Origin of the sequence: Nioella sp. MMSF_3534 (genome assembly GCF_030732985.1) — a bacterium.
Taxonomy (GTDB): domain Bacteria; phylum Pseudomonadota; class Alphaproteobacteria; order Rhodobacterales; family Rhodobacteraceae; genus Nioella.
In genome coordinates, this window is record NZ_JASHJX010000012.1 from 62,441 (window position 1) to 87,252 (window position 24,812).

The following is a 24,812-nucleotide window of genomic DNA, read 5'->3' on the forward strand; positions in this document are numbered from 1 at the left end:
CGCCTAAACCGGTGCCTGTTTCTCTAGACAACACTGTCTAGATTCTTTCGTCAAGAGGCTTGCTCTTGCCGGAAAGCCAAGTTGAATCAGAAATAGTATCCTGATTTGTAACGGTTTTCTAAAGCGCCTCTGAAAGAGATTGACGGAATCGCAGGGATGGAAAATCCTATGGACAGTTGTGTCCACAGAATCACGACACCCCGTTCAACAAGGGAGATCCCAGTCAATGACCCGCAAGACGCACCCCGTTGCAGCGCTCTACGCCCAAGAGTATGAGGCCGGACAGCTCAGTCGCCGCGAATTCCTGAGCCGCGCCACGATGCTCGGCGTATCGGCCACCGCGGCCTATTCGATGATCGGGCTGACCATGCCCGCCCCGGCCCATGCGCAAGCCATGCGGGGCGGGACCCTGCGGGTGAACATGGAAACCAAGGCGCTGAAGGATCCGCGCCTGTGGGACTGGACGGAATATGCCAATTTCTGCCGGGGCTGGCTGGATTACCTGACCCAGTTCAACCGGGATGGCACCGTTACCGGCGCGCTGTGCGAAAGCTGGGAAGCGAACGAGGATGCCACGCAATACACCCTGCATCTTCGACAGGGGGTCAGTTGGAACAATGGCGACCCCTTCACCGCGTCCGACGTGGCCTTCAACCTTGAACGATGGGCCGACAGCACGGTCGAGGGCAATTCGATGGCCACCCGCGTCGGGGCCTTGCAGGATGCCGACACCAACCAGCTCGCCGAAGGCGCGGTGGTGGTTGTCGACGACCACACCCTTCAATTGAACCTGCAACGCCCAGACATCGCGATCATGGCGGCGCTGTCGGACTATCCGGCGGCTTTGGTCCATACCAGCTACACCGGCGGCGACCCTTCGGAAAATCCTGTTGGAACAGGGGCCTACCTGCCCGTGCATAACGAGGTCGGCGTGCTGCAGGTGCTGGAACGCAACCCCGATCACGACTACTGGCGCGAGGGCGGCTGGCTGGACCGGATCGAATTCATCGACCTCGGCACCGACATGGCGGCGGTCCTCGCCTCGGCGGATGCGGAGGATATCGACCTGACCTACCGCACCGATTCCGACTATGTCGCGGCCTTCGATTCCATCGGCTGGACCTCGACGGAAGCCGTTACAGCCAACACGCTTGCGGTGCGGTTCAATCAGAACTCTGCCCCCTTCGACAATCGCGACGTGCGCCGGGCGTTGCAGATGGCGGTGGACAATTCGACCATCCTGCAACTGGGCATTGGCGGCCTGGGGCTTCTTGGCGAGAACCACCATGTCTGCCCGATCCACCCGGAATATGCCGAACTGCCGCCGCTTCAGGCCGATCCTGAAGGCGCCATGGCCCTTCTGTCCGAAGCGGGGCACGCGGATACGGTGTTTGAACTGATCTCGCTCGACACCGAATGGCAGTCCAACACCTGCTCGGCTGTCGCGGCCCAGATGCGTGACGCGGGCATGACGGTGGAACGCCGCATCATGCCCGGCGCGACCTTCTGGAACGGTTGGACGGAATATCCGTTCTCGGCAACGGAATGGGGGCCTCGCCCGCTTGGCGTTCAGGTGCTGGCGCTGGCCTATAAATCGGGCGTGCCCTGGAATGAATCGGGTTTTGCGAATGCGGAGTTCGATGCGCTGCTCGATCAGGCCATGGCCGTGGCCGATGCCGACGCACGGCGAGAGATCATGACCCGGATTCAGCAGATCATGCAGGAAGAAGGCGTGATGATCCAACCCTACTGGCGGTCGGTCTTCAACCATTCCAACGGGCGTTTCGCCAATGTCGACGTGCACCCGTTCTACGAGATTGCGGTGCATGACATTCATATGATCGGCTGACCGACTGTCAGCCAACAGATCGACCGGGCCGCGTTTCTGGTGGCCCGGTCGTCTGGCTGCAAGACCTGGGCTGTGGCTGACATGTTCAGTGAATCGCGCCCTGAATTCCTGCCCGAGCTTCCATGTCCTGCAAGGGCTGCCCGAAACGTGTTCATACGATAGCTTTACGACACGAGGCTTTCTGGCTTGCGGCCTCGGTGACAACGCCATGGCGGTTGCGTGGCCTCAGGGTCGTTCGGCTCCGATGGCAAGCTTGGAAGATGGCTTTGCAGCAATCCTCTGGAAGATGAGGCCTGCCCATGGGCTCTTCGATGTGGCCAAGGCCATGTCGCGGGGCCTGTGGAACATGAACCTCGCTCCCCCACATAAGGACAATAAAGCGCCAAGGAAGCAGCCCGATGATCGTGGCCCTCAGGTGGACATCATGCCGGGCCAGATCGGGGAAGCAAACGGCGCGTCCGGTGTCAGTGGCTGTGAATTCAGGATCGAAAAGCTGGAACACGACAAGATCGTGCGTCAGGCGCGCATTGCAAATTCCATCCCACCAAAGGGAGGGCTGGAGGAGAGGATTGCCCCCTGAAAAATTAATCAAGTCATTGAAATATTTTGATAAATGTATACTTTGCCCTACGCCGGACTATGCACGGATCGGCAGTTTCGGAACCGCTGCGATATGGCCTGAATTGGGTGTATGGACCTCCCGAATGATCCTTCCCTTAATAGATGCTTAAGGGGATCTCGGGTTCAGGAAGCGAGATGGTGCCGCAGGGGAGGATTGAACTCCCGACCTCGTCATTACCAATGACGCGCTCTACCACTGAGCTACTGCGGCCCGCTTCGTGTGGGCGGTGAATTAGACTCAATCGCAGCATGGTGCAAGGGCAATCTGGACCCTTTTTCGCCTTGGTAGTAAGGAAGGGGCCATGAGCACGGATAAACCCCCAGTGAACACAGGGCGATCTGCCCCGAAAAAAGCGCCGCAAAGCCGTGAAGACCGGCTGAAAGCGGCGCTCAAGGCCAATATGGGCAGGCGCAAGGCGCAGGCGCGGGCGAGGGCTGCGTCGGGGGCGGAGCAGGACAAGGGCCAGCCGGAATGACCGGACGGCCCCGGACATAATCAGAGAGGCAAGGCATTGGATCGGATCATTATCAAGGGCGGAACCGAGCTGAACGGCGCGATTCCCATTGCGGGGGCGAAGAACGCCTGTCTCACGCTCATGCCTGCGACGCTGCTGAGCGAAGAACCGCTGACGCTGACCAACGCGCCGCGCCTGTCGGATATCCGCACCATGACGGAGCTTTTGCGCTCGCTTGGTGCCGAAGTGACGGCGATGAATGACGGCAAGGTCATCGCCATGTCTTCGCACGGGGCCGACAACCACCTGGCCCATTACGACATCGTGCGGAAGATGCGCGCCTCCAACCTCGTGCTCGGCCCGCTTCTGGCGCGGCACGGTCAGGCGGAGGTGTCGCTGCCCGGCGGCTGTGCCATCGGGGCGCGACCCATGGATATCCACATCACGGCGCTGGAGGCTTTGGGGGCAGAGATCGAACTGCGCGACGGCTATCTGCATGCCAAGGCCCCCGGCGGGCTGAAAGGCGCGGTGCATGAGCTGCGCTTTGCCAGCGTCGGCGCGACCGAGAACGTGGTGATGGCGGCGACGCTGGCCAAGGGCACCACGGTGCTGAAAAACGCCGCGCGCGAACCCGAGATCGTCGATCTGGTGCAGTGCCTGCGGGCCATGGGCGCGCAGATCGCGGGCGAGGGCACCTCCACCATCGAAATTCAGGGCGTGGACCGCCTGCACGGCGCAACCCATCCCGTTGTCACCGACCGGATCGAGCTTGGCACCTATATGCTGGCCCCCGCGATCACCGGCGGCGAAGTGGAGCTTCTGGGCGGCAAGCTCAGACTCGTGGAAAGCTTCACGGCCAAGCTCAACGAAGCCGGGATCGAGGTCGAGGAAACCGACCGTGGGCTGAAGGTCCGCCGCGCCAATGGCCGGGTGAGTGCTGTCGACGTCGTGACCGAGCCGTTCCCCGGCTTCCCCACCGATCTTCAGGCGCAGATGATGGCGCTGATGTGCACCGCCGAAGGCACGTCGGTGCTGGAAGAGAAGATCTTCGAGAACCGCTTCATGCATGCGCCGGAACTGGTGCGCATGGGGGCGCAGATCGACGTGCAGGGGGGCCATGCCACGGTGACCGGGGTGGACCGGCTGCGTGGCGCGCCGGTGATGGCGACCGATCTGCGCGCGTCGGTGTCGCTGATCCTCGCGGCACTGGCCGCCGAGGGCGAAACCGTGGTGAACCGGGTATATCACCTCGACCGTGGATACGAGCGGGTGGAGGAGAAGCTGCGCGCCTGCGGGGCGCATATCGAACGGGTGCATGGCGATGGCTGATGCCAGGTTCGAGGATGGCGGCGAAGAGCCGCTGCGTCTGAAGGCGCTCGATGCGGATGATCTGAAAGTCGTCTCCGCCCTAATTCAGGATGCGATCTTTCCAATCACCGAGATGACATGGGATCGCAAGAAGCGCCGCTTTGCGCTGCTTCTCAATCGCTTCCGGTGGGAAGAGGGCTCGCGCATCCGCGAACACCCGCCGGAACGGGTGCAGTCGGTGCTGGTGATCGACGACGCGCTGGCCGTGGCCTCGCAGGGTATCGACCGGGGCGACCCGGAAACCGTGCTGTCGCTTCTGGCGCTCGATTGGGCAGCGGGTGAAGATGGCACCGGGCGGATCACGCTGGTGCTGGCCGGGGATGGCGCGGTGGCGGTCGATGTGGAATGTATCGACGTCACCTTGCGCGATGTGACGCGCCCCTATGTGGCACCCTCTCGCAAGGTGCCGGATCACGGGGAATGAGCCTTTGGTCCCGGCGTGTGCGCATCCGGCGTCTACGGGCCGGGGACGCCGCGCTTTGGCGCGATCTGCGGCTGGAGGCGCTGGCCAACCACCCGGAAGCCTATGGGTCGACCCATGACGACTGGGCAGGCCGCCCGCTGGCCGACTTCGCGGATCGGTTGGAAAGCGGCACGATCTTCGGGGCGTTTGTCGGCACGGCGCTTGTCGGGTCCACCGCGCTGGACGCGGACGGACCGGGGCAGGGGGGTGTCACGGCGGTCTATGTACAGGCCCCGTATCGGGGCCGGAACATCGCGCGCCGCCTGCTCAAGGCCGCAAGCAAAGCGGCGAAGCAACAGGGGATGACGCGCCTTGTCCTGTCGGTCGCCGAGGGAAACGACGCCGCTCGGCGATTCTACTATGCCGCCGGGTTCCGCGATGTCGGGGGTGAGCCGCGGGCGCTCGCCCGAAATGGCAAGCTGCTGGAGGTCTCCCGGATGCAGAAAGACCTGTAACCTCGTCGGCAGCTTCCGCATGCGGCCAAGCAACGCTTGTCCCCCCTGCGCCTAAGCGATATCCCGTCCCGGCCAGTCAGGAGAGCCGCAAGATGCCCCAGTTCCTCAGCACCCGTGACGCCGATTTTTCGGATCGGTTCGAAGCGCTTCTGAGCATGAAGCGCGAGGACGCGCCCGAGGTCGATGATATCGTGGCGGGCATCATCGCGGATGTCAGGGCGCGCGGCGACGCGGCGGTGATCGAGCTGACCGCGAAATTCGACCGGATGGACCTGACGCCCGAGACGCTGGCCTTCACGCAAGAGGAGATTGATGCCGCCATCGCCGAGGTGCCCGCCGCAGACCGCGCGGCGCTGGAACTGGCGGCAGAGCGCATCCGCGCCTATCACGTCCGCCAGATGCCCGAGGATGCCCGCTGGACCGACCCCGATGGCGCAACCCTTGGCTGGCGCTGGACGCCGGTGTCCGCGGCCGGGCTTTACGTGCCCGGCGGGTTGGCCTCTTACCCTTCCTCGGTCCTGATGAACGCGATCCCGGCGCAGGTCGCAGGGGTGGAAAGGCTGGTCATCTGCGCGCCCACGCCGGACGGCAAGGCCAACCCGCTGGTGCTGCTGGCCGCGCGGCTCTCTGGCGTCGATACCGTCTACCGCATCGGCGGCGCCCAGGCCGTGGCCGCCATGGCCTATGGCACCGACACCATTGAGCCCGTCGACAAGATCACCGGCCCCGGCAATGCCTTCGTGGCCGCCGCCAAGCGGCGCGTGTTCGGCAAGGTCGGCATCGACATGATCGCGGGGCCGTCCGAGATTCTGGTGATCGCCGACAAGGATAACGACCCCGACTGGATCGCGCTCGATCTGCTCAGCCAGGCCGAACATGACGAAAGCGCGCAGTCGATCCTGATCACCGATGACGCTGCATTTGGGCGCGCGGTGGCCGAGGCCGTCGACAAGCGCCTGGAAACGCTGGAGCGTGCCGCCATCGCCGGGGCCAGCTGGCGCGACTATGGCGCGGTGATCACCGTCGATACCCTCAGTGACGCGGCAAAGCTCTCGAACCGCGTCGCGCCCGAGCATCTGGAGCTTTGCGTGTCAGACCCCGACGCGCTGGCCGAAGAGATCACCCATGCCGGGGCGCTCTTTCTTGGTCAATGGACGCCCGAGGCCATCGGCGATTATGTCGGCGGCCCCAACCATGTGCTGCCCACGGCCCGCTCCGCGCGGTTCTCCTCCGGCCTGTCGGTCATGGACTTCCTCAAGCGTACAACCATTGCCAGGATGACACCCGAGGCCCTGAAGGCCATCGGCCCGGCGGCGGAAACGCTTGCCAAATCCGAAAGCCTTGAGGCACATGGTCTTTCAGTACGGGCGCGGCTCGACCGATTGAATGAAGGGGCAGGGGAATGAGTACCGACATCTGTCATATCGAGATTGACGACAGCGGTCTGCCCGCGCCCACGCCCGAGATCGAACAGGAACGCAAGGTCGCCATTTTCGACCTGCTGGAAGACAACAGCTTCACCCTGCCGCAACGCGACGGGCGCGAGGTGCCTGCCGCGCCTTACAGGCTGGGCCTGGCGATCCGCGAACGGCGGCTGGTCTTCGACGTGGACACCGAAGCGGGCGAGGACGCGGCCGAGTTTCACCTGTCGCTCAGCCCCTTCAAGCAGGTGGTGAAAGACTACTGGCAGATCTGCGAAAGCTATTACGACGCGGTCAAGAAGCTGCCCCCCAGCCAGATCGAGGCGATCGACATGGCACGGCGCGGCATCCACAACGAAGGGGCCCGCGTGCTTCAGGAACGGCTGGAGGGCAAGGCCGACGTGGATCACGACACCGCGCGGCGCCTCTTCACCCTTGTCTGCGTTCTGCATTTCGGCGGGTGAGCGGCGTGGCGCAGGACTTCCCCCATTCCGTCCTGTTCTGTTGCGACCATAACGCAATCCGATCCCCCATGGCCGAAGGCCTCATGAAACGATTCTACGGCCACCGTGCCTATGTGCAGTCGGCGGGGGTGCATAACGATCTGGAGATCGACGGTTTCGCCATCGCCGTCTGTGCCGAACTGGGGGTGGAGCTGGAAAGCCACCGCTCGCGCAGCTTCGATGAAATGGAGCAATGGGGCGATGATCTGTCGGGGTTCGACCTGATCATCGCGCTCAGCCCTGCCAGCCTGCGCCGGGCGCAGGAGCTGACCCGGCATTTCCATGTCAACGTGGAACACTGGCAGATCCTCGATCCCTCGGGGATCGGCAACAACCGCGAGTCCAAGCTCGACGCCTATCGCCAGACACGGGACATGTTGATCAAGCGGATGCAGGACCGGTTCGGTCCACCAACGGAGGAACAGGAATGAGCCGCGCCACCATCGACGCCTATTACGCCGCCTTCAACGCGGGCGACACCGAGGGTATGATTGCCTGCCTGACGCCAGACGTGGCCCACCATGTGAATGAGGGCGGCATCCGCGTGGGCACCGACAAGTTCCGCGATTTCTGCGCGCATATGAGCCGCTGCTACCGCGAACGCCTGACCGATATCGTGGTCATGATTTCCGAGGACGGCACCCGCGCGGCGGCGGAGTTCACCGTGAACGGCGAATACCTTGCGACGGATGAGGGCCTGCCCGAGGCGAAGGGGCAAACCTACGTCCTGCCCGCCGGGACGTTCTTTTCGCTGGACGGCGGCAAGATTTCCCGCGTCGTGACCTATTACAACCTCGCGGACTGGACGGCCCAGGTCTCGGCATGAGCCTTGCGTTCCGCAGCTTCATCGGTGCGGATGTTGGCGCGGTTCTGGATGACCTCGCCCGCCTGCGCATCGCCGTCTTCCGCGACTGGCCCTATCTCTACGACGGCGACCTCGCCTATGAACGGCGGTATCTGGAGCTGTACACCAACCCCCGCGCCATCGTCGTGGGGGCCTTTGACGGGGGCCAGATGGTCGGCGCGGCGACTGGCATGCCGCTGACGGATCACGACGACGATTTCGGCAGCGCATTGGCGGGGATCGCGGTGCCGCTCGAAGCGATCTTCTACTGCGCCGAATCCGTCCTGCTAACCGGCTATCGCGGGCAAGGCGCGGGCCACGCCTTCTTCGACGCGCGCGAGGATCATGGCCGCAGCCTTGGCCTCACCCACTCCGCTTTCTGCGGCGTCCAGCGCCCGTTTGACCATCCGGCGCGCCCCGCCGGTTATCGCCCGCTCGATGCCTTTTGGCGCAAACGAGGCTATGAAAAAATGCCGGGCGCCATCGCCCATTTCGCGTGGAAAGACCTCGGGGACGCGACCGAGACCGACAAACCCCTGCAATTCTGGATGAAGCCGCTCTAGGACGCGCGCTTCTCAATCGGGGCGAACGGGCTCAGCCCCAGCCAATCCTGCATCCCCGCGATCACATCCGCATCGCCCACCAGCAGCAGCCGGTCCTCATCGACCGCTCGGGCCACCGTGTCGATCCCCATCCAGATCGCCGTCATGGTCTTCAGGTCGCAGCGCACGTAAAGATCCACGTCGAAGCCCGGATCTTCCGAACACAGATCGGCCCCCTTGTCGGGGTCGGTCAGCATCCACCAGTGTCCAGACGCTTTGGGCAGGTCTTCATAGATGAAATGGACCACCACCCGGCGTGGCGGCATCAGGTCCACCCGCAGGTTGCGCCGCATGTCCCACATCAGAAGGCCGGGGTCGGCCTTGTCCAGCGAGGGCGCGGTTTCCACCCATTTCTGCCCCCATGCCCCGATGGCCATGATCACCTCGCGCAGCTCTCGCCCCGCCTCGGTCAGGACGTATTCGAAGGTTTCGGGCGTCTTACGCACCAGCCGCCGCTCCACCACACCCTGATCCTCAAGCTCTTTCAGCCGCTTCGACAGCAGCGCGGGCGACATGCGCGGCACGCCCCGGCGCAGATCGTTGAATCGCGTCGATCCGGCGCAAAGCTCTCGCAGCAGAACGATGGTCCAGCGGCTGCCGAGGATCTCGGAGGCCATGGCGACGGGGCAGAACTGGTTATAGCTGTGCTGGGTCATGAAGCGTTCTCCTGTGCTGGCCCCAGCCTAGCCGCACCTTGGCGCATCGAGCCAGTTCAGAAACTGTACCGGGTCGATTCACCTTCTGAACTGGCCGCGTTGCCCGCGCCGCAGGCAGTCTGACCCCACAAACAGCGAAAGGATGGACCCATGAAGAAATACGTGATCGAACGCGAGGTTCCCGGCATCGGCGGCATGAGCGGCGAGGAACTATGCGGTGCCGCTCAGACCTCGAACGCGGCGCTGGCCAAGCTGCCCGGTCGTGTCCAATGGCAGCATTCCTACGTTGCCGGCGACAAGACCTTCTGCGTTTACCTCGCCGAGGATGAAGCCGCGATCCGTGAGCATTCCGAGCTTAGCGGCTTTCCCGCCAATACCATTACGGAAATCACCGCGGTGATCGACCCCACCACGGCGAACTGACCTCTTCCTGAGGCAGGCGGCTCCGGCTATAGCATGCGGGATACCCCGAAGCCGGAGCCGTCGCCATGAAAATCGCCGCCGTTTCCTACCGTTGCGACCGCCATCCCGGCTGGGTCTCGCATGAGATCAAGCTGGAACGCATTCTGAAGGAAGCCGCCGCCGATCTGGTCGTTTTCCCCGAATACGCGGCGATGGAGGCGGCGCTGATTGCCGGGCCGCCAAGTGCCACCGTTGCCGAATGGCGCGATCTGGCGGCGGAACGGGCGGGCGACTGGGTCAATCAGTTCCGGCACATGGCGCAGATGCACGGCTGCCATATCGTGGCGGGGTCCGGTCCCGTGCAGACCGACAGGGGCATCGTCAACCGCAGCTGGCTGATTGCCCCGGATGGCAGCGTCGATCATCAGGACAAACGCCTGCTGCTGCCCTATGAACGTGAGGAAATGGGCCTGATCCCCGGCGACGATCTGCGCGTCTTTGACACCGCGCTTGGCAAGATCGGCCTGCTCATCTGCTATGACAGCGAATTCCCCCTTCAGGCCCGCGCGCTATGCGAGGCCGGGGCGGAATTCATCGTCGTCCCCTCCTGCACCGACTTCCCCGCCGGGCAGACCCGTGTGCGCCAGTCCTGCCGTGCGCGGGCCATCGAAAACCAGTGCCTTGTCGTGCAGGCCCCGCTGGTGGGCGAGGTGCCAAGTTGCGAGATCATCGACCGGTCCACAGGGCGCGCGGGCTTTTTCTGCCCGCCCGATCACGGATTGCCATCGGACGGGATTCTCGCCCAGGGCGAGACCGATCAGCCCGGCCCCGTGACCATCGAGGTCGATCCCGCCGCCATCGCCGCGCCGCGCCTGACCGGGCAGGTCGGCAATTTCTCTCACTGGCCGGAGGGGCTCGAAACGGTCACACCCCGGCAAGTTCCGCCCCGAAAGTGAGATTCGCCTTGAAAAACCCGGCGATCAGGCGCATTTAACCGCCACTTCCGCGCATTTGACGCGGATAACCACTATAGGAGAGACCATGGCCAAGGAAGAACTGCTCGAATTCCCCGGTGTCGTGAAGGAACTCCTGCCGAACGCGACATTCCTGGTCGAGCTGGAAAACGGCCATACGATCATCGCGCACACGGCAGGCAAGATGCGGAAAAACCGCATTCGCGTTCTGGCTGGCGACAAGGTGCAGGTCGAGATGACCCCCTACGATCTGACCAAGGGTCGGATCAACTACCGCTTCAAGTAATCGCTTCATGCGACTTGTTCTCGGATCGGGAAGCCCCCGGCGGCTGGAGCTGTTGGGGGTCTTGGGCGTTCAGCCCGATGCGATTCTACCCCCCGATATCGACGAAGACCCGCGTCCCGGCGAACTGCCGCGCCCTTACGTGGAACGGGTGGCGCGGGAAAAGGCTTTGGCGGTCGAGGCTGACCCCGATGACATCGTGCTTTGCGCCGATACCACCGTCGCCATGGGTCGCCGGATCATGGGCAAGCCCGCCGATGCCGGGGAAGCCGCCGAATTTCTGACCGCCCTCTCTGGTCGCCGCCACCGGGTCTATACCTCGGTTGCCGTGCGTCGCGGGGAAAAGCTCTGGGAACGGACCGTCGAAAGCCGGGTGCAGATGAAGCGCCTGTCGGATGATGAGCTGAATGCCTATCTCGCCAGCGAAGACTGGCGCGGCAAGGCGGGTGGATACTCCATCCAAGGCCCTGCTGGTGCGTTCATCCCGTGGATCAGCGGCAGCTTTCACGCCATCATGGGCCTGCCCCTGCCGGAAACGGCGCAATTGCTGACGGCTGCTGGCTGGCCGGTCTGGAGAACATCATGAAGGGCCGCATTGTCCTGCTCGATAGCCTGAACGACCGCCCCGCCGCCGCGCTTATGGTGGACGGGCGGTTGCAAGACCTGCTGATCGACCCGCCAGAGGACGGCCCGCCGGGTATCGGCGCGATCCTGCGCGGGGTCTGCGACCGGCCCCTGAAAGGGCAGGGCGGCATGATGCTCCGCCTTCCCGACGGTCAGGCCGCGTTTCTGCGGCAGGGCAAGGGCCTGTCCCCCGGTCAGCCGTTGCTGGTGCAGGTCACCGGCATGGGGGCGGATGGCAAAGCGACGCCCGTCACCACGCGGCTCCTGTTCAAGTCGCGCTACGCCATCGTCACGCCCGACGCGCCGGGGCTGAACATCGCCCGCTCGATCAAGGATGAAGAGGAACGCGACAGGCTGCTGGAGATTGCGCATGAGGCCATGTCGGGCGCGCCCGACACCTTCGGCCTGATCCTGCGCAGCGCCGCCGATGAGGTGGACGAGGACGCGCTGGCCGAGGATATCGCCGCGATGCGGGATCTGGCCGAAGCGGTCACCGCCGATCTGAACGGCGATCCGGAATTGCTGGTCGATGCGCCCGACGCCCATATGACCGCCTGGCGCGACTGGGCCAGCCCGGAACCCGATGAGGTCATCGACCGGGAAGGGGCCTTCGCCGATCTGGGCGTGCTGGAGGAAATCGACGCGGCGCTGACCCCCGAAGTGCCGCTCACCTCCGGTGCCTCGATGATGATCGAGCCGACCTCGGCCCTCGTCGCGGTTGATGTCAACACCGGGCCTGACAGCTCCCTCGCGGCGGGGCTCAAAGCCAACCTCGCCGCCGCCCGCGACCTGCCGCGCCAGTTGCGTCTGCGCGGGCTTGGCGGTCAGATCACGCTCGACGTGGCGCCCATGCCCAAGAAGGACCGCCGCCAGTTCGAAGACGCGCTGCGCCGCGCCTTTCGCTCTGACGGCACCGATACGGTGCTGGCGGGCTGGACGCCCCTTGGCATGTACGAATTGCAACGCAAGCGCGACCGCTGGCCGCTGACGGCGCTGATCTGATCAGGCCACGCTGACCGGCAGGCTGTTATAGCCCCGGAACCGCGCCAACCCCATGATCTCGGCCGGGCCATCCGCCCGCAGTCGCGGGAACCGCTGCACGAATTTGCCGATGGCAATCCGCCCCTCGATCCGCGCCAGCGTCGCGCCAAGGCAGACGTGGATGCCGGTGGCAAAGGCCAGATGCCGGTTGGGATTGCGCGTGATATCAACCTCTTCCGGGGTCTCGAACACCGCCGGATCGCGGTTCGCCCCGGCAATCGAGGTGTGGATATAGGTGCCCTTGGGCAGCACGCAATCCGCCAGCTCAATCTCTTCCCCCGCCAGCCGGTTGCCGATCTGAAGCGGGCTTTGGACCCGCAGAAACTCCTCCACCGCTGTTCCGATATGCTCCGGCTCCCGCTGCAACAGCCGCAACTGGTCTGGGTTGTCCAGCAGGATGCCGATGGAATTGCCGACAAGGCTTGTCGTGGTCTCATGCCCGGCATTCAGCAGGAAGATACAGTTCTGCACCAGCTCCTCCTCGGTCAGCCGCCGTCCGTCCACCTCGCCGAAGATCAGGCTGTCCAGCACCTCGCCTTGTCCCGCGCCCTCGGGGTTCGCGCGACGATGGGCGATCAGATCGGCCAGAATCGCCCCGAACTCCGCCACCGCATCATTGCCCGCCTGTAGCCGTTCCGGCGAAATCACCGGGTCGAGCGCGCCCAGAATGGCCAGTGAAAAGCCGCGCAGCTTGGCGCGATACGCCTCCGGGATGCCCAACATGAAGGAGATAATCTCGGTCGGCAGGACCATGGCGAAGGCCGGGATCAGGTCGAAACTGCCCAGGTCCTCCAGATCGTCCAGCATCCTGTCCACGATCCCGTCGATCAGCGGCTCCATCTCGGCCAGTTTGCGCGGTGTGAACGCGCCGGCCAGCAGCTTGCGCACCACCGTGTGATAGGGCGGATCGTTGAAGATCAAGCTGGTCGTGTGATGGGTCAGCAGCGGGCCGGGGCCGAATTTCTTGCCAAACTCTTCCGTCTTGTCCGACAGCATGGCGCGGCTTTGATAGACCTTCAGGCAATCGGCATGGCGCGTCAGGTACACGGACCCATCCGGGTTGCGATGAACCGGGCTTTGCTCGCGCAGCGCCTTCAGCGTGGGAAAGGGGTTTTCTATGAATTCCCGCCCGATGCTGTTCAGGTCGAAGTCGCGGATGGATGCAGCCATGTGAAATTCCCCTCTCCCGTACTCTCACGCTAGGGCAGGTGGCAACAGGCGGCAAGCGGGCTGGCATCCCGGCGCGCATGATGGCAATATGACGTCCCGTCACAACGGAGCGCACCGCATGTCCTGCCCGATCTGCACCAAAGACACGGATCAGAAATACCGCCCCTTCTGTTCGCGCCGCTGTGCCGATGTGGATCTTGGCCGCTGGCTGAATGGCAGCTACGCGGTGCCCTCGCAGGACCCCGAAGATCTGGAAGCGGCGGCCGAGGCATTGGCCGCTGACAGTGACCGGCTGCACTGACTCGCGCCTTGTTTCGTTCTTGGCGGGCCTGAAATTCGGGCGATGTGCCAAGAAAATGTACGGCTCTTCGGAAATCTGAAATCCGGGATAATCCACAGCTTAATCTACCAGTCCAGACTGAGAACTTCATCAGTCCAGCCAGAACGATTTCCTTGACGTAAGCGCTTTCACCCTCGCAAGCTGCAACATGCAAAAAGCATGGGCGCGGGCAAGACCGCGCTGAGAACAGGGAGACTACGAATGAAGAAATTCGCACTTGCGGGAACGGCTCTTGGTCTGGTGATGAGCGCCCAGGCGTCCGTCGCCCAGGGACTTGACGAGATCACCGTTGCCTATTTCCTCGAATGGCCGATGCCGTTCGAATACGCCAAGCAGATGGGCATCTACGAAGAAGAGATGGGCGTGACCATCAACTGGCGCGCCTTCGACACCGGCACCGCCATGTCCGCCGCCATGGCCTCGGGCGATGTGCATATCTCGGTCAGCCAGGGCGTGCCGCCCTTCGTGGTCGCGGCCTCTGCCGGGCAGGATATCCAGGTTGTCGACGTGGCGGTCAGCTACTCGGACAATGACAACTGCGTGGTTCACGAGTCGCTTGAAATCGACGCCTCCAACGTTGCGGATCTGGAAGGTCAGCGGGTCGGTGTGCCGATCGGCACCGCCGCCCATTACGGCTTCCTCCGCCAGATGGAGCATTTCGGCATCGACGTCAGCACGCTGGAAGTGGTCGACATGGCACCCGCCGATTCCGCCGCTGCACTGGCACAGGGTTCGCTTGGCATGGCCTGCGGCTGGGGCGGTGCGCTGCGCCGCATGATGGAACATGGCAACACCCTGCTGACCGGCGCGGAAAAGCAGGAACTGGGCATCTACGTCTTCGACGTGACCTCGGTCCCCGCCTCCTTCGCGGAAGAAGAGCCGGAACTGCTGGCCGCCTTCCTGTCCGTGACCGCCGACATGAACGCCATGTGGAACTCGGGCGAGCACACCGACGAGATGCTGCCGGTGATCGCGCGCGACGCGGGCATGGATGAAGACGCGACCGCCGCGACGCTGGCCGGTTTCGAATTCCCCTCGGTTGAAGAGCAGCTTTCCGAAGCATGGCTCGGTGGCGGCACCCAGACTTTCCTGCTGGAAGTGGCCAACTTCTTCGTTGAGACCGGCAATATCGACGCCGCTCGCGAGTCCTACGAAAGCGCGGTCAATACCGGCCCGCTGCAGATGGTGCATGACGGGATGTAATCCCGGCATCACGGACGGCGCGGCAGTGCTTCGCGCCGTCCACTCTGCAGATTTTCTTTTTATACTTGGAAGGTAGGGCAGTATGACCGGGCTTGTGCTCGACAGCATCTCCATGCGTTTCGATCTGCCGGATGGCGGGGTCGTGCAGGCGCTTCAGGATGTATCGCTGACCATCAAGGAAGGGGAGATCCTGTCTGTCCTCGGCCCCTCGGGCTGCGGCAAGACCACCCTTCTCAACATCATCGCGGGGTTCCTTGCGCCCACCGAGGGCAAGATCGAACTCAATGGCCATTACGTGACCGGCCCCGACGCCGAACGCGGCATGGTGTTCCAGAAAGGCGCGCTTTTCGAATGGATGAGCGTGCGCCAGAACGTCGATTTCGGCCCCCGCATGAAGGGCATGCCCAAGGCTGAACGTGACCAGATCACCGATCACCTGCTGGAAACCGTGGGCCTTCAGGATTTCAAGGAAAAGGCGGTCTATGAACTGTCTGGCGGCATGCAGCAGCGCGTGGCGCTGGCCCGCTGCCTTGCCAATGACCCCGACGTGATCCTGATGGACGAACCGCTGGGCGCGCTCGACGCGCTGACGCGCGAGAAGATGCAAGGGCTGGTGCTCAAGCTCTGGAAGGAAACCGGCAAGACCATCATCCTGATCACCCACTCTGTCGAAGAGGCGCTGCTTCTGGGTGAACGGCTGATCGTCATGGCCCCCCGTCCCGGCCGCCTGCATCGCGAATACAACCTGCCCTTCGCCGATATGGGCGTGAACGCGGACCTGCGAGAGGTCAAGAAACACCCCGAATTCAGCGAGCGGCGCGAGGAAATCCTGTCGATGATCTGGGACATGGAAGAAGAGATCATGGGCCGGACAGAGGGGGCCGCATAACATGTTGATCGCAGCCATCTATGCCGCCATTTTCATCGTCGCCTTCGTGGCGGTGAAGGCGTTCAATTCGTTGCGCGAATCGCGCCACGATTTCACCTCGCTCAAGACCGTGACCTTCGGCGATGAAAGCGCCGTGCGCCCGACGCGGGCGGCCTCGGTCATCTCGGTCATTTCGATCTTCCTGATCTGGGGGGCGTTCACCGGCTCGGTGATCTCGCCCATTCATGTGCCGGGCCCGTTCCTGGGCGACACCAGCTTTTCCTATACCGCCGAAAACGCCGCCGGCGAACGCGATGACGCGACGGTGACAGTGCTTGTCCGTCCCGTGGGCGAAGAGGTGGACCTGCCCGAGATCGACCCCGGCGACGGCTTTGCGCTGAACGATGTGGACGCCATCAGCGGCGGGCGGTCCAGCCTGATCCAGACCGGCGACAACGATATCGGTGCCGATGAAGACGGGTTCCGCGTGGTCGCCATCAATGGCCAGCCGCTGGAACCGGAGGTGGGCGAGGTCGATACCGGCGACGGGGTCGTGACGCTCAGCCGCCGGGGCACCGTGCGCTTCACGCCGAATGCCGGCATGCAGATGGAACCGATCTGGCTGCCGCCGCCAGAGGCCGTCTGGAGCCGGGTCATCGAAATCTCGCGGGAAGGCTATCGCGATTTCACCCTCGCCGAACATCTGGGCTACTCGCTGTTCCGGGTGCTGGCAGGCTTCGCCCTTGGCGCCGCCGTGGGCATCCCGCTGGGCTATGCCATGGGCCTGTCCAACTGGTTCCGCGGCTGGTTCGACCCGATCGTCGAATTCATGCGCCCGGTGCCGCCGCTGGCCCTGATCCCGCTGGTGATCATCTGGTTCGGTATCGACGAAAGCGGCAAGATCTTCCTGCTGTTCCTCGCCGCGCTGTGGATCATGACCATTGCCGCACGGGCAGGCGTGTCGGGTGTGTCGATCTCCAAGATCCACGCGGCCTATTCGCTGGGCGCCTCGAAAAGCCAGATCATGCGCCATGTGATCATCCCCAACAGCCTGCCGGAAATCTTCACCGGCGCGCGGGTGGCGATGGGCGTCTGCTGGGGCACGGTGGTTGCCGCCGAACTGGTTGCCGCCGAACAGGGCGCCGGTCAGATGATCGTGGCCGCGTCGAAGTTCCAGCTCACTGATATCGTGATCATGGGGATCATCCTCATTGGCATCATCGGCTACGGCATCGACATGCTGATGCGCTGGGCCGAGCGGGTTCTGGTCCCCTGGAAGGGCAAGGTCTGAGCGCCAGGTGATGATCGTTGCGAAAAGGCCCCCGGTGTTCCGGGGGCCTTTTCGGTTTCGCCGCCTACGGCGTCGACCGGGGGCGGCCCGGTTTGCCCCGCTAGCGCGGGGGCTTCACCGGGCCGCCAGCGCGCGCACCATGTCTCTGCGTCAACCAGTTGCAAATGAATTCACCCGCAAGGAATTGGTAGGAAAGCTTACCGGGGCAAGGCGATTTCGCCGCGCCTTTGGCGCGTCGACCGGGGTGGCCCGGCTTACCCCCCGCCCATGGCGGGGGCCGCGCCGGGCCACTTGGGGCTCTGCCCCAAACCCCGAGGTATTTGGACCAAGCTGAAAGACAATCGGCGGTCTTCACGGGCGCGGTTGTCACAAAACGCGGGTGCCGGACGTCATGGCATCAGTCACTGCGATCAGGAGGACATGATGCAGACATCCGTGTTACTGGCCATCGGGGCCTATTGCCTCGGCAATGCCGCGTTCATATGGGGGGATACCGCACTGTGGTACGAGACCGTTCCCGGCGTGATGGGGACCGGGCCGCTCAACCTGCATTTCGCTCGGGATGTGGGGCTCGTTTTCCTGACCTCCGGTGGTGCACTCCTGTGGTCCGGCTGGCGCGCAGACCGTTCGGCCGCGTTCTGCGGGGCGGGGTGGCTGGTGTGTCATGCGCTCTATCATCTCTGGATCTGGGCCGCGCGGGGGCTGCCGGGCGACAGTATTGCGCTGACCAATCTTCTGGGTATTCAGCTGCCCGCGGTCCTGGCGCTTTGGGCTGCTGCAACACTGACCCGTGCGGAGGGACCGGTATGATCAAGGCGATCCTCAGGTATGCCATCCGCCGCTTTGGCGACCGTTACCACTACGATGCGGAATATATGGGCTACGTGACGCGGCACTCGACCGCTGCAGGGGTCAGGCTGGCGCTATTGCCGCTCTACACGCAGTTTCGCGGACCGGCTGCGGCGCGGGATGTCTGGGGAGGTGCCCTTCTTGGGTCGACGCTGGAGGGCGATTGCGGGCCTTGCGTTCAACTGGTCGTGGATATGGCACTGGAGGCCGGTTTGGCTGGACGGGATCTGGCGTTTTGCCTGCAGGGGCGGGATGGCGAGGCCGGGGCCGCCGGGCTCGGCTTTCGCTTTGCCCGCGCCGCCATTGCCGATGCGCCGGAACTCGATGCGCTGCGTGGAGAGATCGAGGGGCGTTTCGGGGCGGAAGCTGTCATCGCCTGTGCCTTTGCGGCCTCTGGCGGCAGAGTCTACCCTGTGCTGAAACGGGGGCTGGGATATGGCGGGACCTGTGCCCGGGTCCGGATCGGCGAGGAGATGATCGGGGTGGTGCATCGGCAATGACGATCATGACCGATATTTTCGAGGGTGAACGGCCCCGGCTGACCTCGCTTTGTTACCGGATGCTGGGGGAACGGTCTGGGGCTGAGGATGCCGTCCAGGAGACCTGGTTGAGATGGGCGGAAGCCGACCGTGAGCGGATCGACAACCCCGCGGCCTGGCTGCGCCGGGTGGCCACGAATATCGCCATCGATGCGCTGCGCAAGGCGCAGGCGCGGCGCGAGACCTATGTGGGGCCCTGGTTGCCGGAACCGGTCATGCCCACGCCGGAGGGCGCGCCGGTGCCCCGGTTCGAACTGGCGCAGGAATGCGAGCTGGCGCTTCTTTGGGCGATGGAGCGGCTGAACGCGCGGGAGCGGGCGGCCTTCATCCTGCGCGAAGCCTTCGACGCGACCTATGGCGAGATTGCCGCCGCCCTGGATACGACCGAGGCCGCCTGCCGCCAGCTGGTCAGCCGGTCGCAGAAGAAGTTGCAGGACAGCGGGCCGCGCTTCGACGCCACGCCCGAAGAGGTGGCCGCACTGAGCGAGCGGTTCTTTCGCGCCGTCATGGCCGAGGATCATTCAGCGGCACTGGCATTGATGACGCCGCAGACTGTGGCCATTTCCGATGGCGGGGCCAAGCGCCGCGCCGCGCGGCGGCCACTGGTGGGCGGGGCGGAAATCCTGCAGGTCTTCTCGGCGCTGGTCGACAGGGCGCGACGGGAAGATGGCTGGACGATGCGCTTTGCAATGGTCAATGCGCGGCCCGCCCTGTTGCGATTGCGGCATGGGCTGCTGGACTCGGTGACCACGCTGGTGCCCGATCGCGGCGGCAAGATCGCCTGGATCTACATTCTGGTGAACCCCGACAAACTTGACATGGTCAATTGAGCGCCGGTGCGGCCTTGACCTTGCACCACGTTGGGCCGCCCGCCCATCCGGTCCATGTTCCCGCCTGCGGTGATTTTTCCTGCCTCAAGCGCCCCTGTGGCGCTTTGCTTCGGTTGACCCCCGCGCGGCACGGGCATAAACAGCGGACAGTCCCCGCGCGCAACAGCGTCTTGCGGGGGATGACCCTCGCGCCACAGACGCCGTGGCGCCCGCGAGCCGAAGGAGCCAGCCTTGGAAGACCTGCTCAGGGATTATGCGCCCGTTCTGATCTTTCTCGCCCTTGCCATCGGGCTTGGGATTGTCCTCATCCTTGCCGCCGTCATTCTGGCCGTGCGCAACCCGGACCCCGAAAAGGTCTCGGCCTATGAATGCGGGTTCAACGCCTTCGACGATGCGCGAATGAAATTCGACGTGCGATTCTATCTCGTGTCGATCCTGTTCATCATCTTCGACCTGGAGATTGCCTTCCTCTTCCCATGGGGCGTGGCCTTCCCGGAAATGTCGATGCTGGGCTTCTGGTCGATGATGATTTTCCTGGCCGTGCTGACCATCGGCTTTGCCTATGAATGGAAGAAAGGGGCCCTCGAATGGGAGTGATGACCAGCGCCAACACCGCCGGTGTGGACAAGGACGTTGCCACCCGCGCCCTGAACGCGGAGCTTCAGGACAAGGGCTTTCTGCTGACCACCGCCGATGACCTGATCAACTGGGCGCGCACCGGGTCGCTGCACTGGATGACCTTCGGGCTTGCCTGCTGCGCGGTCGAGATGATGCACACCTCGATGCCGCGCTATGACGCCGAACGCTTCGGGATCGCGCCGCGCGCCTCCCCGCGTCAGTCGGACGTGATGATCGTGGCGGGCACACTCACCAACAAGATGGCGCCCGCGCTGCGCAAGGTCTACGACCAGATGCCCGAGCCGCGCTACGTGATTTCCATGGGCTCCTGCGCCAATGGCGGTGGCTATTATCACTACAGCTATTCCGTGGTGCGCGGCTGCGACCGGATCGTGCCCGTGGACCTTTATGTGCCCGGCTGCCCGCCGACGGCTGAGGCGCTGCTGTACGGCCTGCTTCAGCTGCAGCGCAAGATCCGCCGCACCGGCACCATTACCCGCTAAGGCCCGCGTGGCCCGAGGAGACATCGCATGAGTGAAGACGCCCTTCGCGAACTGGCCGAATTGATCACCCTCAAGCAGGGTGACGCGGTTATCGGCACCGAGATTGCCCATGGCGAGCTGACGGTGGAGATTACGCTGGCCTCTATCCCGGCCTTCATGGAGTTCCTGAAGACCGACACCGCCTGCCGCTTTTCCACGCTGGTGGACATCACCGCCGTGGATTACCCGAGCCGCGACAAGCGCTTCGACATGGTCTGGCATTTCCTGTCGATGTACCAGAACCATCGCATCCGGGTGAAAACCCAGATCCGCGAGGATGACATGGTGCCCTCGATCACCGGTGTCTATCCGGCGGCCAACTGGTTCGAGCGGGAAGTGTTCGACATGTATGGTGTGCTCTTCTCCGGCCATCCGGATCTGCGCCGCATCCTGACCGATTACGGCTTCCGGGGATATCCGCTGCGCAAGGATTTCCCGACCACGGGCTATACCGAACTGCGCTATGACGAGGCCCTGAAGCGCGTGGTCTATGAGCCGGTGAAGCTGGTTCAGGACTATCGCCAGTTCGATTTCATGAGCCCCTGGGAAGGTGCCGAGTATATCCTGCCCGGCGACGAGAAACCCGAGGCCGCGAAAGGCTGATCACGGTCATGGCACAGGCGACACTCCTTTTCGGGATCGGCGCGGCGAAGGCAGGGACGACCTGGCTTTACCGCTATCTTGCCGCACATCCCGAGGTGCGCCTGCCGGCTGTCAAGGAACTGCACTATTTCGACACCTGCGAGACGGGCAAATTCGACCGGCAGGTGCAACGGATGACCCGCGAACGCAAGCGCCGCAAGGACCGGCTGCCCACGGGCGACGCACGGCTGGACAAGCGGCTGCAACGCGAAGTCTGGGCCTATACCGGCTGGCTCAATGTGATCCGCGAGGGGCGGAACGATGCGGGCTATATGGCGTTTCTCAATCACAACGCTGGCGAAGCGAAACTGGTGGGGGACATCACCCCGGCCTATGCAACGCTGTCCGAGGCCAGCCTGTCGCGCATGGCCGCACTGGCCCCGGTCACGCGCTTCGTCTTCCTGATGCGCGACCCGCTGGACCGGCTGTGGTCCAATATCCGCATGGCCGCGACCCGCAAGGGCGGCGATCTGGCCGCGACGGCGGGGGCGCTGCTGGACAAGGTGCTTGGCGGCGAGGATCAGACCATGGCGGCGCGCTGCGACTATGCGGGCACGCTGGCGCGACTGAATGCGGCGGTGGAACCGGCGAAGGTGTTCACGGCCTTTTACGAAACCCTCTTCCAGCCCGACACGCTGGCCCGGCTCAGCGGCTTTCTCGGCATTGCCGAACGGCCCGCCAATACCGAGGCGCGGGTTCTGGCGGGGGAAGACCTGACGATGACCGAGGCGCAGCGCGCCCGCGCGATGGCGTGGCTTGCCCCTCAATACGCGGCGGTCGAGACCCGGATGGGGTCGCTGCCCGCCCGCTGGACGGATAACATGGAGGCGCTGGCATGATGGATGGCGGCAAAGGCTTCGAAGACGCCCTGACAGGCGAACAGAAGATCCGGAATTTCAACATCAACTTCGGGCCTCAGCACCCGGCGGCACACGGCGTGCTGCGTCTGGTGCTGGAGCTTGACGGCGAGATCGTCGAGCGTTGCGACCCGCATATCGGCCTGCTGCATCGCGGGACCGAGAAGCTGATGGAATCGCGCACCTATCTGCAGAACCTGCCGTACTTTGACCGGCTCGATTACGTGGCGCCGATGAACCAGGAACATGCCTGGTGTCTGGCCATCGAGAAGCTGACCGGCGTGGAAGTTCCGCGTCGCGCGTCGCTGATCCGCGTTCTTTATTCCGAGATTGGCCGGGTTCTGAACCACCTGCTGAACGTGACCACTCAGGCCATGGACGTGGGCGCGCTGACCCCGCCGCTCTGGGGCTTTGAGGAACGCGAGAAGCTGATGGTCTTCTATGAACGCGCTTGCGGCGCCCGCCTGCACGCCGCCTATTTCCGCCCCGGTGGCGTTCATCAGGACCTGCCGCCGGAACTGCTGGACGATATCGAGACCTGGGCCAATGAGTTTCCCGCCAAACTAGACGATATCGACGGGCTGCTGACCGAAAACCGCATCTTCAAGCAGCGCAACGCCGATATCGGTGTGGTGAGCGAGCAGGAGATTCTCGACTGGGGCTTCTCGGGTGTGATGGTGCGCGGATCGGGCCTGGCCTGGGATTTGCGCCGCGCGCAGCCCTATGAATGCTATGACGAGTTCGAGTTCCAGATCCCCGTGGGCAAGAATGGCGACTGCTATGACCGCTACCTGTGCCGCATGGAAGAGATGCGCCAGTCGGTCCACATCATCCATCAGGCGATTGCCAAGCTGCGCGCGCCGGAAGGCCAAGGCGACGTGCTGGCACGCGGCAAGATCACGCCGCCGAAGCGGGGGGATATGAAGACCTCGATGGAGGCGCTCATTCACCACTTCAAGCTCTATACCGAGGGCTTTCACGTCCCGGCAGGCGAGGTCTATGCGGCGGTCGAGGCCCCCAAGGGCGAGTTCGGCGTCTACCTTGTCGCGGACGGGTCGAACAAACCCTACAAGGCCAAGATCCGCGCGCCGGGCTACCTGCACCTGCAAGCGATGGACCATGTCGCGGGCGGCCACCAGCTGGCCGACGTCGCGGCCATCATCGGCACCATGGATGTGGTGTTCGGGGAGATCGACAGATAATGCTCACCAATATCGGTCTTCCGGGTCTGCTGATGGTTGCGATGCTGACGACTGGCGCGGGGCCTATCCTGCTGACCGGGATAGCCACCACGCAGGTGGTTCAGCCCATTCCCATGACAGGCTCCGCGCCCTATCTTGTGGCGCCGTTCGGGGGAGATTACAGGTGAGCTTCTCCCTTCTCACGACGATATGCGGCGGTGTCACCGTCCTGATCCTGGCCCTGTTGGCCTGGGCGTTCTGGACCGATCCCGCCAAAGGGTTGGAACAGACCACGCATCGTCTTGAGAAGCTGCCAACCGTGATGGCCGACCGCTACACCGCCTTCGCGGTGCTGGCGCTTGTCTTCACGATCTACGGGGATCTCAACGTCCTCATCGCCCTTTTCGCCGTCTGCGCCTTCATGGGCTTTGCCGATGGCCTGATCTACGCCCGCGCCGGGCATCCGCATATGAAACACACGATCTCGGGTGTGCTGTCGTCGGTGGCTTTGGCCATCGCCACCGCCGCCCGTGTGACCGAAGGAGCCAGCTAATGCTTCGCCGCCTCTACCACGACCAGCCCGAAAGCTTTGCCTTCACCCCCGCCAATCTGGCCTGGGCCGAGGCGCAGATCACCAAGTATCCCGAAGGCCGCGCGCAATCGGCGGTGATCCCTCTGCTGTGGCGGGCGCAGGAACAGGAAGGCTGGCTGACCCGGCCCGCGATCGAGGCCGTGGCCGACATGCTGGGGATGACCTATATCCGCACGCTGGAAGTGGCGACCTTCTACTTCATGTTCCAGCTGCAGCCCGTGGGCGCGATTGCCCATGTGCAGGTTTGCGGCACCACGTCGTGTATGATCTGCGGCGCGGAAGACCTGATTGCCGTCTGCAAGGACAAGATCGCCGCCAACGCGCATGAGCTGTCTTCGGATGGCAATTTCAGCTGGGAAGAGGTGGAATGCCTGGGCGCCTGCGCGAATGCGCCTATGGTGCAGATCGGCAAGGATTACTACGAGGATCTGACGGCTGAGAAATTCGGCTGGATTCTGGACGAACTGGCCGCGGGCCGTGTGCCCACCCCCGGCCCGCAGAACGGGCGCTACGCGTCGGAACCCCTGTCCGGTCTGACCTCGCTCAAGGATCATGAGGCCGGGCGCGATGAGCTGAACGCCTCGGCCCGTCTGGCCGCCGATATCGGCGACACCGTCAAGCGGATCGACGGCACCGAAGTGCCGCTGCTGGCGCCCTGGGGCAAGCAATCCGGTGCTGAGGCCGCCACCGAGGCCCCGGCCACGCCCGCCCCTGCCGCGGAACCCGCCC

Annotated in this window: 33 protein-coding genes and 1 tRNA gene; 31 read left to right on the forward strand and 3 right to left on the reverse strand. The window is 64.0% G+C overall.

Annotated elements, in window-relative coordinates; all coding sequences use genetic code 11:
• Window positions 1-226 precede the first annotated feature (226 nt).
• Complete coding sequence (locus RBB16_RS07150) at window positions 227-1,849, forward strand: ABC transporter substrate-binding protein (RefSeq protein ID WP_306045517.1); 1,623 nt, start codon at window positions 227-229, stop codon at window positions 1,847-1,849.
• Window positions 1,850-2,093: 244 nt separating this feature from the next.
• Window positions 2,094-2,429 carry a hypothetical protein gene (locus RBB16_RS07155; protein WP_306045518.1) on the forward strand — a complete coding sequence of 112 codons (336 nt, stop codon included), beginning with the start codon at window positions 2,094-2,096 and terminating at the stop codon, window positions 2,427-2,429.
• Window positions 2,430-2,606: 177 nt separating this feature from the next.
• Here the strand turns inward: RBB16_RS07155 and RBB16_RS07160 are convergent.
• Window positions 2,607-2,681: transfer RNA gene (locus tag RBB16_RS07160), tRNA-Thr, on the reverse strand.
• A 91-nt stretch (window positions 2,682-2,772) separates the two neighbouring features.
• Between RBB16_RS07160 and RBB16_RS07165 the strand changes: the two genes are divergently transcribed.
• The 9 genes from RBB16_RS07165 to RBB16_RS07205 all read left to right on the forward strand — a co-directional run bounded on the left by RBB16_RS07165 (window position 2,773) and on the right by RBB16_RS07205 (window position 8,542).
• Entirely contained in the window at window positions 2,773-2,946 is a 174-nt protein-coding gene (locus tag RBB16_RS07165; protein ID WP_306045519.1) for a hypothetical protein, read from the forward strand.
• Between the two features lie 36 nt (window positions 2,947-2,982).
• Entirely contained in the window at window positions 2,983-4,254 is a 1,272-nt protein-coding gene (gene murA / locus RBB16_RS07170) for a UDP-N-acetylglucosamine 1-carboxyvinyltransferase (RefSeq protein WP_306045520.1), read from the forward strand.
• A complete protein-coding gene (locus RBB16_RS07175; RefSeq protein WP_306045521.1) occupies window positions 4,247-4,717 on the forward strand; it encodes a DUF2948 family protein in 471 nt (156 codons plus the stop codon). The genes murA and RBB16_RS07175 overlap by 8 nt, the downstream gene beginning before the upstream one ends.
• Window positions 4,714-5,211, forward strand: a complete 498-nt coding sequence (locus RBB16_RS07180) for a GNAT family N-acetyltransferase (RefSeq protein WP_306045522.1) — start codon at window positions 4,714-4,716, stop codon at window positions 5,209-5,211. Before RBB16_RS07175 ends, RBB16_RS07180 begins: the two co-directional genes overlap by 4 nt.
• Window positions 5,212-5,303: 92 nt before the next feature.
• Complete coding sequence (hisD, locus tag RBB16_RS07185; RefSeq protein ID WP_306045523.1) at window positions 5,304-6,617, forward strand: histidinol dehydrogenase; 1,314 nt, start codon at window positions 5,304-5,306, stop codon at window positions 6,615-6,617.
• Window positions 6,614-7,096, forward strand: coding sequence for a UPF0262 family protein (locus tag RBB16_RS07190; RefSeq protein ID WP_306045524.1), 483 nt, complete (start codon window positions 6,614-6,616; stop codon window positions 7,094-7,096). Before hisD ends, RBB16_RS07190 begins: the two co-directional genes overlap by 4 nt.
• Before the next feature lie 68 nt (window positions 7,097-7,164).
• Window positions 7,165-7,566 (forward strand): low molecular weight phosphatase family protein, encoded by a 402-nt coding sequence (locus RBB16_RS07195; protein WP_371931221.1) that lies wholly within the window; start codon window positions 7,165-7,167, stop codon window positions 7,564-7,566.
• On the forward strand, window positions 7,563-7,961 hold the full coding sequence (locus tag RBB16_RS07200) for a ketosteroid isomerase-related protein (RefSeq protein ID WP_306045525.1): 399 nt from the start codon (window positions 7,563-7,565) through the stop codon (window positions 7,959-7,961). Before RBB16_RS07195 ends, RBB16_RS07200 begins: the two co-directional genes overlap by 4 nt.
• Window positions 7,958-8,542 (forward strand): GNAT family N-acetyltransferase, encoded by a 585-nt coding sequence (locus tag RBB16_RS07205; RefSeq protein WP_306045526.1) that lies wholly within the window; start codon window positions 7,958-7,960, stop codon window positions 8,540-8,542. Before RBB16_RS07200 ends, RBB16_RS07205 begins: the two co-directional genes overlap by 4 nt.
• Here the strand turns inward: RBB16_RS07205 and RBB16_RS07210 are convergent.
• Complete coding sequence (locus RBB16_RS07210; RefSeq protein ID WP_306045527.1) at window positions 8,539-9,237, reverse strand: helix-turn-helix domain-containing protein; 699 nt, start codon at window positions 9,235-9,237, stop codon at window positions 8,539-8,541. The genes RBB16_RS07205 and RBB16_RS07210 overlap by 4 nt on opposite strands.
• A gap of 150 nt (window positions 9,238-9,387) precedes the next feature.
• Here RBB16_RS07210 and RBB16_RS07215 point away from each other — a divergent pair, with 150 nt between their 5' ends.
• The 5 genes from RBB16_RS07215 (at window position 9,388) to RBB16_RS07235 (ending at window position 12,522) form a co-directional block, all read left to right on the forward strand.
• Window positions 9,388-9,660: a DUF4242 domain-containing protein gene (locus RBB16_RS07215; RefSeq protein WP_306045528.1), complete on the forward strand. Its 273-nt coding sequence runs from the start codon at window positions 9,388-9,390 to the stop codon at window positions 9,658-9,660.
• Window positions 9,661-9,725: 65 nt separating this feature from the next.
• Window positions 9,726-10,595 (forward strand): carbon-nitrogen hydrolase family protein, encoded by an 870-nt coding sequence (locus tag RBB16_RS07220; RefSeq protein ID WP_306045529.1) that lies wholly within the window; start codon window positions 9,726-9,728, stop codon window positions 10,593-10,595.
• Window positions 10,596-10,680: 85 nt separating this feature from the next.
• Window positions 10,681-10,899: a translation initiation factor IF-1 gene (infA, locus tag RBB16_RS07225; protein WP_008186030.1), complete on the forward strand. Its 219-nt coding sequence runs from the start codon at window positions 10,681-10,683 to the stop codon at window positions 10,897-10,899.
• A gap of 7 nt (window positions 10,900-10,906) precedes the next feature.
• The gene (locus RBB16_RS07230; protein ID WP_306045530.1) at window positions 10,907-11,482 is read left to right on the forward strand and encodes a nucleoside triphosphate pyrophosphatase; all 576 of its coding nucleotides are present in this window, start codon (window positions 10,907-10,909) and stop codon (window positions 11,480-11,482) included.
• The gene (locus tag RBB16_RS07235) at window positions 11,479-12,522 is read left to right on the forward strand and encodes a ribonuclease E/G (RefSeq protein WP_306045531.1); all 1,044 of its coding nucleotides are present in this window, start codon (window positions 11,479-11,481) and stop codon (window positions 12,520-12,522) included. Before RBB16_RS07230 ends, RBB16_RS07235 begins: the two co-directional genes overlap by 4 nt.
• On the opposite strand, the gene RBB16_RS07240 is transcribed toward RBB16_RS07235, so the two are convergent.
• On the reverse strand, window positions 12,523-13,731 hold the full coding sequence (locus tag RBB16_RS07240; protein WP_306045532.1) for a cytochrome P450: 1,209 nt from the start codon (window positions 13,729-13,731) through the stop codon (window positions 12,523-12,525).
• Window positions 13,732-13,849: 118 nt separating this feature from the next.
• Between RBB16_RS07240 and RBB16_RS07245 the strand changes: the two genes are divergently transcribed.
• The 15 genes from RBB16_RS07245 to nuoE all read left to right on the forward strand — a co-directional run.
• Window positions 13,850-14,032, forward strand: a complete 183-nt coding sequence (locus RBB16_RS07245) for a DNA gyrase inhibitor YacG (RefSeq protein WP_306045533.1) — start codon at window positions 13,850-13,852, stop codon at window positions 14,030-14,032.
• Window positions 14,033-14,272: 240 nt separating this feature from the next.
• Window positions 14,273-15,274 carry an ABC transporter substrate-binding protein gene (locus RBB16_RS07250; protein ID WP_071690634.1) on the forward strand — a complete coding sequence of 334 codons (1,002 nt, stop codon included), beginning with the start codon at window positions 14,273-14,275 and terminating at the stop codon, window positions 15,272-15,274.
• 82 nt (window positions 15,275-15,356) lie between these two features.
• Entirely contained in the window at window positions 15,357-16,163 is an 807-nt protein-coding gene (locus tag RBB16_RS07255) for a taurine ABC transporter ATP-binding protein (protein WP_071690635.1), read from the forward strand.
• Window position 16,164: 1 nt separating this feature from the next.
• Window positions 16,165-17,433 carry an ABC transporter permease gene (locus RBB16_RS07260; protein ID WP_306045534.1) on the forward strand — a complete coding sequence of 423 codons (1,269 nt, stop codon included), beginning with the start codon at window positions 16,165-16,167 and terminating at the stop codon, window positions 17,431-17,433.
• Between the two features lie 423 nt (window positions 17,434-17,856).
• Entirely contained in the window at window positions 17,857-18,243 is a 387-nt protein-coding gene (locus RBB16_RS07265; RefSeq protein WP_306045535.1) for a hypothetical protein, read from the forward strand.
• On the forward strand, window positions 18,240-18,782 hold the full coding sequence (locus RBB16_RS07270) for a hypothetical protein (RefSeq protein WP_306045536.1): 543 nt from the start codon (window positions 18,240-18,242) through the stop codon (window positions 18,780-18,782). The genes RBB16_RS07265 and RBB16_RS07270 overlap by 4 nt, the downstream gene beginning before the upstream one ends.
• A 5-nt stretch (window positions 18,783-18,787) precedes the next feature.
• Window positions 18,788-19,651, forward strand: coding sequence for an RNA polymerase sigma factor SigJ (sigJ, locus tag RBB16_RS07275; protein WP_306045537.1), 864 nt, complete (start codon window positions 18,788-18,790; stop codon window positions 19,649-19,651).
• Window positions 19,652-19,882: 231 nt separating this feature from the next.
• The gene (locus RBB16_RS07280; protein WP_071688470.1) at window positions 19,883-20,248 is read left to right on the forward strand and encodes an NADH-quinone oxidoreductase subunit A; all 366 of its coding nucleotides are present in this window, start codon (window positions 19,883-19,885) and stop codon (window positions 20,246-20,248) included.
• The gene (locus RBB16_RS07285) at window positions 20,248-20,772 is read left to right on the forward strand and encodes an NADH-quinone oxidoreductase subunit B family protein (protein WP_071688479.1); all 525 of its coding nucleotides are present in this window, start codon (window positions 20,248-20,250) and stop codon (window positions 20,770-20,772) included. The genes RBB16_RS07280 and RBB16_RS07285 overlap by 1 nt, the downstream gene beginning before the upstream one ends.
• A 27-nt stretch (window positions 20,773-20,799) precedes the next feature.
• A complete protein-coding gene (locus RBB16_RS07290) occupies window positions 20,800-21,414 on the forward strand; it encodes an NADH-quinone oxidoreductase subunit C (protein WP_306045538.1) in 615 nt (204 codons plus the stop codon).
• Between the two features lie 8 nt (window positions 21,415-21,422).
• Window positions 21,423-22,292 carry a sulfotransferase gene (locus tag RBB16_RS07295; RefSeq protein ID WP_306045539.1) on the forward strand — a complete coding sequence of 290 codons (870 nt, stop codon included), beginning with the start codon at window positions 21,423-21,425 and terminating at the stop codon, window positions 22,290-22,292.
• A complete protein-coding gene (locus tag RBB16_RS07300; RefSeq protein ID WP_306045540.1) occupies window positions 22,289-23,512 on the forward strand; it encodes an NADH-quinone oxidoreductase subunit D in 1,224 nt (407 codons plus the stop codon). The genes RBB16_RS07295 and RBB16_RS07300 overlap by 4 nt, the downstream gene beginning before the upstream one ends.
• A complete protein-coding gene (locus RBB16_RS07305) occupies window positions 23,512-23,679 on the forward strand; it encodes a hypothetical protein (RefSeq protein ID WP_306045541.1) in 168 nt (55 codons plus the stop codon). The genes RBB16_RS07300 and RBB16_RS07305 overlap by 1 nt, the downstream gene beginning before the upstream one ends.
• Window positions 23,676-24,044 carry a hypothetical protein gene (locus tag RBB16_RS07310; RefSeq protein WP_306045542.1) on the forward strand — a complete coding sequence of 123 codons (369 nt, stop codon included), beginning with the start codon at window positions 23,676-23,678 and terminating at the stop codon, window positions 24,042-24,044. The genes RBB16_RS07305 and RBB16_RS07310 overlap by 4 nt, the downstream gene beginning before the upstream one ends.
• Window positions 24,044-24,812 (forward strand): NADH-quinone oxidoreductase subunit NuoE (gene nuoE / locus RBB16_RS07315; RefSeq protein ID WP_306045543.1); only part of this gene is annotated, 769 nt, incomplete at its 3' end. The genes RBB16_RS07310 and nuoE, both read left to right, overlap by 1 nt.

Excerpts from the sequence above, each read along its gene's own strand:
- RBB16_RS07150 (WP_306045517.1), top strand. The coding sequence starts at position 227 with ATGACCCGCAAGACGCACCCCGTTGCAGCGCTCTACGCCCAAGAGTAT.
- RBB16_RS07155 (WP_306045518.1), top strand. The coding sequence starts at position 2,094 with ATGGCAAGCTTGGAAGATGGCTTTGCAGCAATCCTCTGGAAGATGAGG.
- RBB16_RS07165 (WP_306045519.1), top strand. The coding sequence starts at position 2,773 with ATGAGCACGGATAAACCCCCAGTGAACACAGGGCGATCTGCCCCGAAA.
- RBB16_RS07175 (WP_306045521.1), top strand. The coding sequence starts at position 4,247 with ATGGCTGATGCCAGGTTCGAGGATGGCGGCGAAGAGCCGCTGCGTCTG.
- RBB16_RS07180 (WP_306045522.1), top strand. The coding sequence starts at position 4,714 with ATGAGCCTTTGGTCCCGGCGTGTGCGCATCCGGCGTCTACGGGCCGGG.
- hisD (WP_306045523.1), top strand. The coding sequence starts at position 5,304 with ATGCCCCAGTTCCTCAGCACCCGTGACGCCGATTTTTCGGATCGGTTC.
- RBB16_RS07190 (WP_306045524.1), top strand. The coding sequence starts at position 6,614 with ATGAGTACCGACATCTGTCATATCGAGATTGACGACAGCGGTCTGCCC.
- RBB16_RS07195 (WP_371931221.1), top strand. The coding sequence starts at position 7,165 with ATGGCCGAAGGCCTCATGAAACGATTCTACGGCCACCGTGCCTATGTG.
- RBB16_RS07200 (WP_306045525.1), top strand. The coding sequence starts at position 7,563 with ATGAGCCGCGCCACCATCGACGCCTATTACGCCGCCTTCAACGCGGGC.
- RBB16_RS07205 (WP_306045526.1), top strand. The coding sequence starts at position 7,958 with ATGAGCCTTGCGTTCCGCAGCTTCATCGGTGCGGATGTTGGCGCGGTT.
- RBB16_RS07210 (WP_306045527.1), bottom strand. The coding sequence starts at position 9,237 with ATGACCCAGCACAGCTATAACCAGTTCTGCCCCGTCGCCATGGCCTCC.
- RBB16_RS07215 (WP_306045528.1), top strand. The coding sequence starts at position 9,388 with ATGAAGAAATACGTGATCGAACGCGAGGTTCCCGGCATCGGCGGCATG.
- RBB16_RS07220 (WP_306045529.1), top strand. The coding sequence starts at position 9,726 with ATGAAAATCGCCGCCGTTTCCTACCGTTGCGACCGCCATCCCGGCTGG.
- infA (WP_008186030.1), top strand. The coding sequence starts at position 10,681 with ATGGCCAAGGAAGAACTGCTCGAATTCCCCGGTGTCGTGAAGGAACTC.
- RBB16_RS07230 (WP_306045530.1), top strand. The coding sequence starts at position 10,907 with ATGCGACTTGTTCTCGGATCGGGAAGCCCCCGGCGGCTGGAGCTGTTG.
- RBB16_RS07235 (WP_306045531.1), top strand. The coding sequence starts at position 11,479 with ATGAAGGGCCGCATTGTCCTGCTCGATAGCCTGAACGACCGCCCCGCC.
- RBB16_RS07240 (WP_306045532.1), bottom strand. The coding sequence starts at position 13,731 with ATGGCTGCATCCATCCGCGACTTCGACCTGAACAGCATCGGGCGGGAA.
- RBB16_RS07245 (WP_306045533.1), top strand. The coding sequence starts at position 13,850 with ATGTCCTGCCCGATCTGCACCAAAGACACGGATCAGAAATACCGCCCC.
- RBB16_RS07250 (WP_071690634.1), top strand. The coding sequence starts at position 14,273 with ATGAAGAAATTCGCACTTGCGGGAACGGCTCTTGGTCTGGTGATGAGC.
- RBB16_RS07255 (WP_071690635.1), top strand. The coding sequence starts at position 15,357 with ATGACCGGGCTTGTGCTCGACAGCATCTCCATGCGTTTCGATCTGCCG.
- RBB16_RS07260 (WP_306045534.1), top strand. The coding sequence starts at position 16,165 with ATGTTGATCGCAGCCATCTATGCCGCCATTTTCATCGTCGCCTTCGTG.
- RBB16_RS07265 (WP_306045535.1), top strand. The coding sequence starts at position 17,857 with ATGCAGACATCCGTGTTACTGGCCATCGGGGCCTATTGCCTCGGCAAT.
- RBB16_RS07270 (WP_306045536.1), top strand. The coding sequence starts at position 18,240 with ATGATCAAGGCGATCCTCAGGTATGCCATCCGCCGCTTTGGCGACCGT.
- sigJ (WP_306045537.1), top strand. The coding sequence starts at position 18,788 with ATGACCGATATTTTCGAGGGTGAACGGCCCCGGCTGACCTCGCTTTGT.
- RBB16_RS07285 (WP_071688479.1), top strand. The coding sequence starts at position 20,248 with ATGACCAGCGCCAACACCGCCGGTGTGGACAAGGACGTTGCCACCCGC.
- RBB16_RS07290 (WP_306045538.1), top strand. The coding sequence starts at position 20,800 with ATGAGTGAAGACGCCCTTCGCGAACTGGCCGAATTGATCACCCTCAAG.
- RBB16_RS07295 (WP_306045539.1), top strand. The coding sequence starts at position 21,423 with ATGGCACAGGCGACACTCCTTTTCGGGATCGGCGCGGCGAAGGCAGGG.
- RBB16_RS07300 (WP_306045540.1), top strand. The coding sequence starts at position 22,289 with ATGATGGATGGCGGCAAAGGCTTCGAAGACGCCCTGACAGGCGAACAG.
- RBB16_RS07305 (WP_306045541.1), top strand. The coding sequence starts at position 23,512 with ATGCTCACCAATATCGGTCTTCCGGGTCTGCTGATGGTTGCGATGCTG.